Source organism: Streptomyces sp. NPDC058697 (genome assembly GCF_042715345.1).
Lineage (GTDB): Bacteria > Actinomycetota > Actinomycetes > Streptomycetales > Streptomycetaceae > Streptomyces > Streptomyces liliifuscus.
On sequence record NZ_JBHXSU010000017.1, the window covers coordinates 151,724 to 161,917 of the forward strand.

The following is a 10,194-nucleotide window of genomic DNA, read 5'->3' on the forward strand; positions in this document are numbered from 1 at the left end:
CGCCGCGGCATACCCGCAGGTCCCTCGCGGTTGACCAACACACCTACGCGAAAGGGGACTTGAAGAATGGCCGCAGCACGCGCGCTTCCGCTCACCGCGACCCTGCTCACCGGCACGGTCGCGCTCTACATCACGCTCGTGGCGTTCGGGAACATCACCGACTTCGGCACCAACCAGCAGTTCGTCCAGCACGTCCTGGCCATGGACACCACCTTCAAGGACGACGACCTGATGTGGCGGGCCGTCGAGTCCAAGGGGCTCCAGGACGCCGTGTACATAGCGATCATCGTGTGGGAGACGATCGCCGCGCTCGTCCTGATCCTGGGCACGGTCCAGTGGCTTCGCCACGATCCTGTCCGGGCGCGGCGGACGTCCACGCTGGGGTTGCTGATGCTGATGCTGCTCTTCGGAGCGGGGTTTCTTGCCATTGGTGGCGAGTGGTTTGCGATGTGGCAGTCGGAGGACTGGAACGGGCTGGATGCGGCGATGCGGGTGTTTTTGTTGAGCGGGGTTGTGCTGGTGGTTGTTCATCTGCCGGTGGAGCGGGCCGGGAGTGCCGACGTGTAGGAGTCGCTCCGTGGGGGGGGTGTCGGGGGTTGTTCGGCGGCTGACGGTCCGCTGTGGCTGGTCGCGCAGTTCCCCGCGCCCCTGACGGGCTGCGCCCGTCATTGGGCGCCGTTGGTTCGGATCCCGTCACGGACCGTTGTGACCTCTGCCAGTAGGGCGGTTAGGCGGTCTCGGTCCGAGCCGGGGCTTTCCAGGATGTCGGTGAGGATGGAGGCCAGGTTCGCCAGGTCGTCCCAGTCGGGGGGCATGGCCAGGAGCTCGGCCAGGCCCCGGTCGGCGGTGGGCCAGTCGGCGAGGGCGCAGGCGACGAAGCAGCGGCCCTGGGCGCGCTCCGGGTCGTCCAGTCCGCCGCCCTCCTCGATCATCCGGGCCAGCTCTCGCCAGAAGGGGTCGGCGGCCGGTAGTCCCTCGGATCGGCTGACGGTCAGCGCCAGTTGGAAGGTGCCGGAGATCGGTTCCGTCTCGCGTATCCGCTCGGCCAGCCGGCGGGCCTCGGTCCATCGCCCCGCGTGCCGGTGGGCCTCGACACGCAGGTCGTCCAGGTCGTCGTCGTGCGTCGGCGCCCGGTCGGCGTCGGCCAGCCGGGTCAGCGCCTCGTCCCAGCGGTCGCACAGCATGAGCAGCTCGATGGCCGTACGGCGGGCCCAGTCCTCCTCCGTCGCCAGCTCGACGCACCGGTCCAGGTCGGCCAGCGCCCGCTCGGTCCGGCCGGTCGCCAGGCCGACCCGGGCGCGTGAGGCGTACGCCCATCCGTAGTCCGGGTCCAGCTCCAGGGCACGGTCCAGGTGGCGCAGGGCCTCCTCGTACTCCTTCATGGCGCGGTAGGTGCCGCCGAGACTGCCCCGGGTGACGTGGTCGTCCGGACTGCGTTCCAGTACGCGGCGGAAGACGGTGACCGCCTCCTCGTACAGGCCTGCGTTGCGGTACTCCACGCCCAGTTCGTGACTGGTCCAGTCGACGTGGGGGTCCGTGTCCACGGCTCGGCGCAGGTCCTCGAACTTGCCTTCCCGGTCGCCCAGTTCGTGCTTCGTGTGGGCCCGCATCACCAGTGCCCAGGAATAGTCGGGCGCCAGCTCGACCGCACGGTCCAGGTCGGCCAACGCCTCCTGGTACCTGCCCAGTTCATGGAGGGCCTGGCCGCGGCTGGCGTGGGCCGAGGCGTAGTCCGGTTCGAGGGAGAGGGCCCGGCCGAGCTCGGTGACGGCCTCCTCGTAGCGGTCGGCGCGCCGGTAGGCGTCACCCCGCTCCGACGCGACCCAGGCCTCGTCGGGCGCGAGGTCCACCGCGCGGTCGAAATCGGCGAATGCCTCGTCAAGCTCGCCTCTGGTGCGGCGCAGCCGAGCCCTGCGCACCAGCGCCCACACGTACTCCCCGTCGATGCTCAGAGCACGGTTGAAGTCGGCGAGCGCCTCGTCGTACCGCCCGAGAGCCTGTCGGCAGATGGCTCGCCCGGTCAGGACCTCGTCGTTGGTCGGGTCTAGGGCGACGGCACGGTCGAAGTCGGCGACGGCCTCCTCGAAGCGGGCCGAGAGCCGATGGGCCTCCGCGCGCTCGGAGATGATCCACCAGGTGTCGGGGGCCAGTTCGTCCGCCCGGTCGAAGGCGGCCAGCGCGGCCGGGAGGTCGTTCATCAGCCGGTGGGTGAAGCCGCGGCCGTAGTGGGCCCAGGCCAGCTCCGGATCGAGTTCGAGCGCCCGGGCGTACTCCTCCAGCGCCCGCACGTACTCCCCGCCGTGGCGCAGCTCCCTGCCCCGCAGTGTGTGCGCCGCCGCCCGGCCGCCGGTGTCCAGCCCCGGCCGGGCCACGAGCAGTGCCATCGCTCCCGCCACCCCGGTCTCGTCGTCCGCGAGCGCCTCGCCCAGCTCCCGGCCCCACTCCCTCAGGGCCGCGTTGTCCGTCGCGTCGCCCGCCTCCGCCAGCATCCGCGCCCAGCGACGTCCGGCGACCGCGTCCTCACGGCAGGTCAGGACCAGTGACCGCAGAGCCTCGCCGAGCGCCGCGGGCGGCCGGGCGCAGAGCAGGTGGTACGTCTCCTCCAGGCGCAGCCCGCGCCACTCCTCGTCCTCCCACAGGTCCTCGGGCCCCCGGCCGGCCCCGACGTCCTCGCCCCACCGGGCGAACGCCTCCGCCAGCCGCCGGTGCCGCCCGGCCCACTCGCGCGGGGACCTGCGTCGCTCCATGCGCAGCATCGGCGCCCGTACGACGTCGTGGTACTGCACCCGCTCCCCGCGCTCCCCGACGAACGGCAGTCCGGTCAACCAGTCGTACAGCGCGTCCAGTTCGTCGTCCGGGCGGTCGACGACCAGGACCCGGAACACGTCGGCGTCCAGCCACCGGGGCAGGGCGCAGATCCCGGCGACCTTGCGGCGGACGGACGGCTCCGACCGCAGGAACCGTTCCACCGCGGTGGCGCTCGGGTCGCTCACGGCGTCCGGGGCGCCGGGGCGCTTGTTCGCGAGCGTCGACACGAGGACGGGCAGGCCGCCCGTGAGGCGCAGCACCTCCTCGACGACCGGCTCGGCCACGACACCCTTCCCGGCGAGCAGCCGGCGCGACTCGGTCTCGGTGAACGGCGCGAGCGGCACGTCCGCCACCGAGTCCAGGGCGCTCCAGCGGGCGGGGTCCAGCGGGCGCTGTCCCGCGGTGACCACGACGACGGTGGCGGGCAGCCCGCTGCCGGCCGTGCCGCGCGTGATCGTCTCGTGCAGCCACGGGTCGAGATACGGGCCTGTGCGCTCGTACGTGTCGAAGAACAGGACGATCCACTCCGAGGTGGAGGAGGAGAAGGCGGAGGCCGAGGTGGAGGTGGCGGCGGCGCGCAGTTCGCGGAGCAGGATCGGCGTGAGCACCTTCTCGGGTGACGTCACGAGTTCGATGTCGTCGGGGTTGCGAAAGCGGGCGCCGAGGCCGGCCCGCAGGCGGTCGGCGCCCAGCGCGAGCCGGTCCGCGGGGAGGGCACTCGTGAGGAGGCCCCCGCCCGGCAGGGTGGCCTCCACGGCGGCGAGGCCCAGCCCCACCGCGGCCCTGCTGCCGGCCGACGCCGCCTCCGGCTCCGGTGCGGGGCCGCCCGCGAGCGCGGCGAGGGCGGCCGCCTCCGCCTCGTGCCGCCGCTCCTGATACGCGGTCAGCCGCCGCTCCAGGTCCTTCAACCGCCGTCCCTGGTCCGCGAATTGCTCGCAGATCTCCGACAGTGCCTCCGGGACGCTTCCGGCGCGCTCGTCGACGTACGCGGTGAGCGCGCCGCGTTCGCGTGCCAGGTGCCGCAACTCCTGTACCAGGAAGGTCTTTCCGACGCCCGCGGGGCCGTGCACGTGGAAGCGGAAGCGCTGTCCGGGGTCGCCTGGCCGGAGGTCGAAGTTCCGCAGGAACACGGCCCGTTCGGTGTCCCGGCCGACGAATCCGGCGCGGTTGCCCTGCTGGATCAGCTCCTGCCTCGACGGTCCTGCCTGCGCCACCCGCCCGCCTCCTTGCCGCTTCTGGTCCGGTTCTCAGTACGGGTCCCAGTCTGGCTCAGGCTGCCGGAAATGACCTAGGAGTCGGCAGGCGGGGTGGTCCTTGCGGTGATCCGCCTTCCGATGGAGCGAGCCGCGGGCCGGTCCCTCTCAGGTGCCGGCGACCGGGACCGAGCGGTACGCGCGATGGACTTTCCCCCCGGGAGGCAACTGTCCGCCTGACCACTCACGTCCCTTCAGAGGTACCAACTTCCGTCCCTGCAAACCGAGTTCGCGGGGAAGTGCTGTCATCTCCAGGGGGAGACGTGAACAGACAGATGAAGAGGGCGTACGCCACCACGGTCGCCGCGGCGGCCGCGGTGGCGCTGACGGCGGGCATGACCGGCCCGGCGTCGGCGGGCGGGTCCACGGCGGCGGGTCAGGCTACGGAGGCCGGGGAGGTTGGGCAGACCGCGAAGGCCGGGGCGAGCGCGGCCGTGAAAGGACCGGTCTCGAAGGGGCCGGTCGCGCATCGCGTCACGCTCATCACCGGTGACCGGGTCGCCGTCGACGCGAAGGGCCGGGTCCTCGGCGTCGAGCGCGCCGAGGGCCGCGAGCACATCGCGTTCCGCACGCTCACGGAGTCCGGGTCCGGACACTCGCTGGTCGTGCCGGCCGACGCACAGCGTCTGATCGCCTCGGGCAGGCTCGACCGGCGGCTCTTCGACGTCACCGAGCTGACCGGGAAGGCGCTCCGGGCCTCCCACGGGCGGGGCCTGAAGGTGATCGTCGGCTACCAGGGCACGGCGAGGGCGGCGAAGGCGGACGTACGCGCGGCGGACGACACCGAGGTCCGCCGCACGCTGAAGTCGCTGAACGCCGAGGCCGTCAGCACCCGGGACCCGGCCGGCCTGTGGGCGGCGGTCACGGACGCGCAGGGCGGCAACGCGCGGACCGCGTCCGGCATCGCCCACATCTGGCTGGACGGCGTGCGCAGGGCGAGCCTCGACAAGTCCGTCCCCCAGATCGGCGCGGACAAGGCCTGGGCGTCCGGGTACGACGGCAAGGGCGTCCGGATCGCCGTCCTCGACACGGGCGTCGACGCGGCCCACCCGGACCTGAAGGACCAGGTGGTGGCCGCCAGGAACTTCACCCGGTCCCCCGACGCGACCGACCGCTACGGCCACGGCACGCATGTCGCGTCCATCGCCGCCGGTACGGGCGCCAAGTCGGCCGGGGCCTTCAAGGGCGTCGCGCCGGGCGCCGAACTGCTGAACGGCAAGGTGCTCGACGACGAGGGCTCCGGCGACGACTCCGGCATCCTCGCGGGCATCGAGTGGGCCACCGAGCAGGGCGCCGACGTCGTGAACCTCAGCCTGGGCGGCGGCGACACCCCCGATCTCGACCCCCTCGAAACGGCGATCAACACACTCTCCGCCGACAAGGGCATCCTCTTCGCCGTGTCTGCGGGCAACGACGGCGAGTCCGGCGAGCAGACCATCGGCTCCCCCGGCAGCGCGGAGTCCGCGCTCACCGTGGGCGCGGTGGACGGCGACGACAAGCTCGCCGAGTTCTCCAGCCGGGGTCCGCGCGTCGGCGACGGCGGTATCAAGCCGGATGTCACCGCGCCCGGCGTCGACATCACGGCCGCGGCGGCGCCCGGGAGCGTCATCGAGCAGGAGGTCGGCCAGAATCCGGAGGGCTACCTGACGATCTCCGGTACGTCGATGGCGGCCCCGCATGTGGCGGGCGCCGCCGCGATCCTGAAGCAGCGGCACCCGGACTGGACGTACGCCGAACTCAAGGGCGCGCTGACGGCCTCGACGATCGGCGGCGCCAACTACCGGCCGTACCAGCAGGGTTCGGGCCGAATCGCCGTCGACCGGGCCCTCGCGCAGACGGTGGTCGCCGAGCCAGTGTCCGTGAACTTCGGCGAGCAGCAGTGGCCGCACACCGACGACACCCCGGTCGCGAAGGAGATCACGTACCGGAATCTCGGTACGACGGACGTCACGCTCGACCTCGCGGTGACGGCGGCCGACCCGGAGGGCGAGCCCGCCCCGGCCGGCTTCTTCACGCTCGGGGCGAGGACGCTGGCCGTCCCTGCGGGCGGCAGGGCTTCGGTGAGCCTGACGACGGACACGAGGCTCGGCGGAACGCTGGACGGCACGTATGCGGCGTACGTCGTGGCGACGGACGGCGGCCAGTCCGTGCGCACCGCCGCGGTGGTGAAGCGGGAGGCCGAGGCGTACGACGTGACGCTGAAGTTCGTGGGCCGGGACGGGCGGCCGACGCCCGACTACTGGTCGTTCCTCTCCGGCATCACCGGCGCGGCGCAGGGCAGCTACCGCGAACCGCACGACGCGTCGGGCACGGTCAAGGTCCGCCTCCCGAAGGGCACTTACCTCTTCGACACCACGATCTCCGAGGACCCGGAGGACTCCCGCGCGGGCACGGACTGGCTGGTCCAGCCACGGCTGGACGTCACCGGCGAAATGACGGTGACGGCGGACGCGCGCGCGGCGAAGCCGGTCGACATCACGGTGCCGGACGGCGCGGCGAAGCCGACGTGGGTGGCGCCGAGGTACTGGTACGCGGGTGACGGCTACAACGTAGAGACCGGCGTGGACGTCGAGACGTTCGACAGCCTCCGTACGGCGCATCTGGGCCCGGAGGTCACCACCGGCGCGCTGAACCAGCAGTGGATCGGCGTGTGGCAGGGGGGCACGGACACCGAGTACGACGTCATGCTGGGTGGCAACACCCGGAAGCTGGCGACCGGTTACCGCAGGCATCTCCGCCCCGCGGACCTGGCCACGGTCAAGGTCGGCATGGGCGCGTCGGCACCGGGCAAGCAGGGCCGCCTCTACGTGGCCGGTTACTTCCCGGAACTCGGCGGCATCTCCCCGATCACCGACCCGCAGGACCTCCCCCGCACCCGCACGGTCCACCTCTCCACGCTGGACAACACCAAGTGGGACATCGCCTTCGAGCAGTCCGGCACCCCTGACGAGGAGGGCACCGCCCCCACCGAGTCGTACTACGCCTTCGACGAGCCCCGAACCTTCAAGGGCGGCGCCACATACGGGACACGCTTCAACACAGGCGTACTTGGCCCGCGCCTCAGCCTGACCGAGGGCATCTCCAGGGACGGCGACACGATCACCGGGGACCTCCCCTTGCACGCGGACGGCGACGGCCATGCGGGCTGGACGAGATACTCCGCCGTTACAACAACGCTCTACCGCAACGGCGAGAGGCTCACGGAGAACTCCGACGCACTGAACGGCAACGGCGAGGGCTTCACGGTCCCGTCGGACGCGGCGACTTACCGCCTGACGACGTCGGTCCGCAGGGCCCCCGCCCTCGCCACCACATCAACCCGCGTGGACGCGACCTGGACGTTCCGCTCGGAGAAGTCAACTGCGCGAACCCAACTCCCCATCTCCACAGCCCGCTTCACAGCAAAGACGGACCTGACGGGCCGGGCCCCCGCCGACAGGCAGTCGGCCATACCGGTCACAATCCAGGGCGCTGCGGCGGGCGACAACCTCAAGTCGCTTGCCGTGTACGTCTCGTACGACGGCGGCACGACCTGGAAGAAGGCGCCCGTCAAGAACCGAGGCATCACGGTGAAGAACCCCGCGAAGGCGAAGTCCATCTCCTTCCGGGCCAACATCACCGACAGGCAGGGCAACAAGTCGTCGGTGACGGTGTACGACGCGTACTTCGGCAAGTAGCAAGAACGCGGCGTGCCCTGAATGGTCCGCCGGTGCTCAACGCTCCGGCGGACCATTGAGCATTTTCCAACCTCACGCTGAGGCGTGGTGAAGGACGAGGACGGCCTTCACCACGTTGTTGATTCGGTTGGTGCTGCAGCGGAGCTTTCGCAGGATGCGTCAGTCCTTGAGGGTGAGCATGGACCAATCGCCGAGGGAGCGGATCTCGGCGTGGGTGGTGTTGTGGCGGCGCTTCCATTTCCTTGACACACGGCCCTCTCCTGCGGACTGTCGCGGTCCTGGGTTCGTTGGGCCGGGCGGCCCGGATCCGGGCCATCGTGCTGGGTTCCCTGGGGTCAGGTTGCTGAAGGTTCGTCTGCGATGAGGTCCAGAAGCTGGTCGGGGGTGAGAGTGGCAAGATCGACAGAGCGGTCTTCACGTACGAGCCGTGCTGCTGTCTGCTGAGCCGCGAGCTGTTGGGCGCGTTCGATGAGCTCGCTGGCGCGGCGCCGTTTGTGAATACGGTCGGCGATGTCTGCGACCGCGAGCATGGCCGATGGAATGGACACGAGCAGGGACGTCACCGCGACGGGATCGACGCCTTTGGTGTCCGGATCGTTCGCCGGTTCCGCTGTCGGAGCTGGTTCGGGTTGGTAGCCCCAGTTCGAGGTCAATGCGGCGACGCTCTTCCCGGCGGCTTCGACGTCCGCTCCGACAAACTCGATGATCATGATTCCTCGTTTCCGTCGCCAGTGGCCTTCAGTAGCTCATCAAGGTGGTCAACAGCGTCCGCGAAGCCGATCTTGGCGGCAGCGGCTCGGCTCGTCTGAAACACCTGTCGGGCCTGCCCGCGTTCACCTGCGGTCAGCAGAAGTTGCCCCAACGTAGCCCCGACGACCGCGATGCCATCCGGCCGTTGAAGCTTCAGAAGGAGCTGAAACGAGGTGACCAGCCTCGGCATCGCCGCGTCGAGATCCTGGCGACTCAGATAGATTCGCGCAAGGTCCCAGTTGGCTGCCGCGATGCCTTCCACGTCGCCGAGCTGCTCATTGACTTCCAAGCGCTTGAGCTGCAGTTCGAGGGCCTCGTCTGCTTCGCCCCGCTGTTGGAAGATGTCGGCGATCTTTCCCCAGGTGACCGCGACCTCGCGGGTGTCACCGATCCGCTCGTACACCGGCAGTTCGACCTCGCGGCGGATCCGCAATGCCTCGTCCACTTCGCCCCGCCGCTGGAGGATGTCGGCGATCTGGCCCCAGGTGACCGCGACCTCGCGGGTGTCACCGATCCGCTCGTACACCGGCAGGGTGACTTCGCGGCGGATCCGCAATGCCTCGTCGACTTCGCCCCGCTGCTGGAGGATGTCGGCGATCTGGCCCCAGGTGACCGCGACCGAGCGGGTGTCACCGATCCGCTCGAACACCGGCAGTTCGACCTCACGGCGGATCCGCAATGCCTCGTCCACTTCGCCCCGCTGCTCGAAGATGTCGGCAATCTTTCCCCAGGTGACCGCGACCGAGCGGGTGTCACCGATCCGCTCGTACACCGGCAGGGTGGCTTCGCGGCGGATCCGCAGCGCCTCCTCCACCTCGCCCCGCTGCTGGAGGATGTCGGCGATCTGGCCCCAGGTGACCGCGACCGAGCGGGTGTCACCGATCCGCTCGAACACCGGCAGGGTGACTTCGCGGCGGATCCGCAGCGCCTCCTCCACCTCGCCCCGCCGCTGGAGGATGTCGGCGATCCTTCCCCAGGTGACCGCGACTAAGTGGGTGTCACCGATCCGCTCGAACACCGGCAGGGTGACTTCGTGGCGGATCCGCAGCGCCTCCTCCACCTCGCCCCGCCGCTGGAGGATGTCGGCGATCTGGCCCCAGGTGACCGCGACCGAGCGGGTGTCACCGATCCGCTCGTACACCGGCAGTTCGACCTCACGGCGGATCCGCAATGCCTCGTCCACTTCGCCCCGCTGCTCGAAGATGTCGGCAATCTGGCCCCAGGTGATCGCGGCCGAGCGGGGGTCACCGATCCGCTCGTACACCGGCAGGGTGACTTCGCGGCGGATCCGCAATGCCTCGTCGACTTCGCCCCGCTGCTGGAGGATGTCGGCGATTTTTCCCCAGGTGATCGCGACCGCGTGGGTGTCACCGATCCGCTCGTACACCGGCAGTTCTACTTCGTGGCGGATCCGTAATGCCTCGTCGACTTCGCCCCGCTGCTGGAGGATGTCGGCGATCTGGCCCCAGGTGATCGCGACCGAGTGGGTGTCACCGATCCGCTCGTACACCGGCAGTTCGACCTCACGGCGGATCCGCAATGCCTCGTCGACTTCGCCCCGCTGCTCGAAGATGTCGGCGATTTTTCCCCAGGTGATCGCGACCGAGTAGGTGTCACCGATCCGCTCGTACACCGGCAGTTCGACCTCACGGCGGATCCGCAATGCCTCGTCGACTTCGCCCCGCTGCTCGAAGATGTCGGCGATC

Annotated in this window: 5 protein-coding genes; 2 read left to right on the plus strand and 3 right to left on the minus strand. The window is 70.4% G+C overall.

From position 1 onward, the window contains the following. Positions 1–66: 66 nt before the first annotated feature. Positions 67–567 carry a DUF2165 domain-containing protein gene (locus ACFWXQ_RS32625; protein ID WP_383936519.1) on the plus strand — a complete coding sequence of 167 codons (501 nt, stop codon included), beginning with the start codon at positions 67–69 and terminating at the stop codon, positions 565–567. 98 nt (positions 568–665) lie between these two features. Here ACFWXQ_RS32625 and ACFWXQ_RS32630 read toward each other — a convergent pair whose 3' ends face one another. Then, positions 666–4,022, minus strand: coding sequence for a tetratricopeptide repeat protein (locus ACFWXQ_RS32630; protein WP_383936521.1), 3,357 nt, complete (start codon positions 4,020–4,022; stop codon positions 666–668). 314 nt (positions 4,023–4,336) lie between these two features. On the opposite strand from ACFWXQ_RS32630, the gene ACFWXQ_RS32635 reads away from it, so the two are divergent. Beyond that, entirely contained in the window at positions 4,337–7,738 is a 3,402-nt protein-coding gene (locus ACFWXQ_RS32635; RefSeq protein ID WP_386269780.1) for a S8 family serine peptidase, read from the plus strand. A 335-nt stretch (positions 7,739–8,073) separates the two neighbouring features. Here ACFWXQ_RS32635 and ACFWXQ_RS32640 read toward each other — a convergent pair whose 3' ends face one another. Both ACFWXQ_RS32640 and ACFWXQ_RS32645 read right to left on the minus strand, forming a co-directional pair. Beyond that, a complete protein-coding gene (locus tag ACFWXQ_RS32640; RefSeq protein WP_383943187.1) occupies positions 8,074–8,448 on the minus strand; it encodes a hypothetical protein in 375 nt (124 codons plus the stop codon). Continuing rightward, positions 8,445–10,194: tetratricopeptide repeat protein (locus ACFWXQ_RS32645; protein ID WP_386269760.1), on the minus strand; the 1,750-nt coding region annotated here is incomplete at its 5' end. The genes ACFWXQ_RS32645 and ACFWXQ_RS32640, both read right to left, overlap by 4 nt.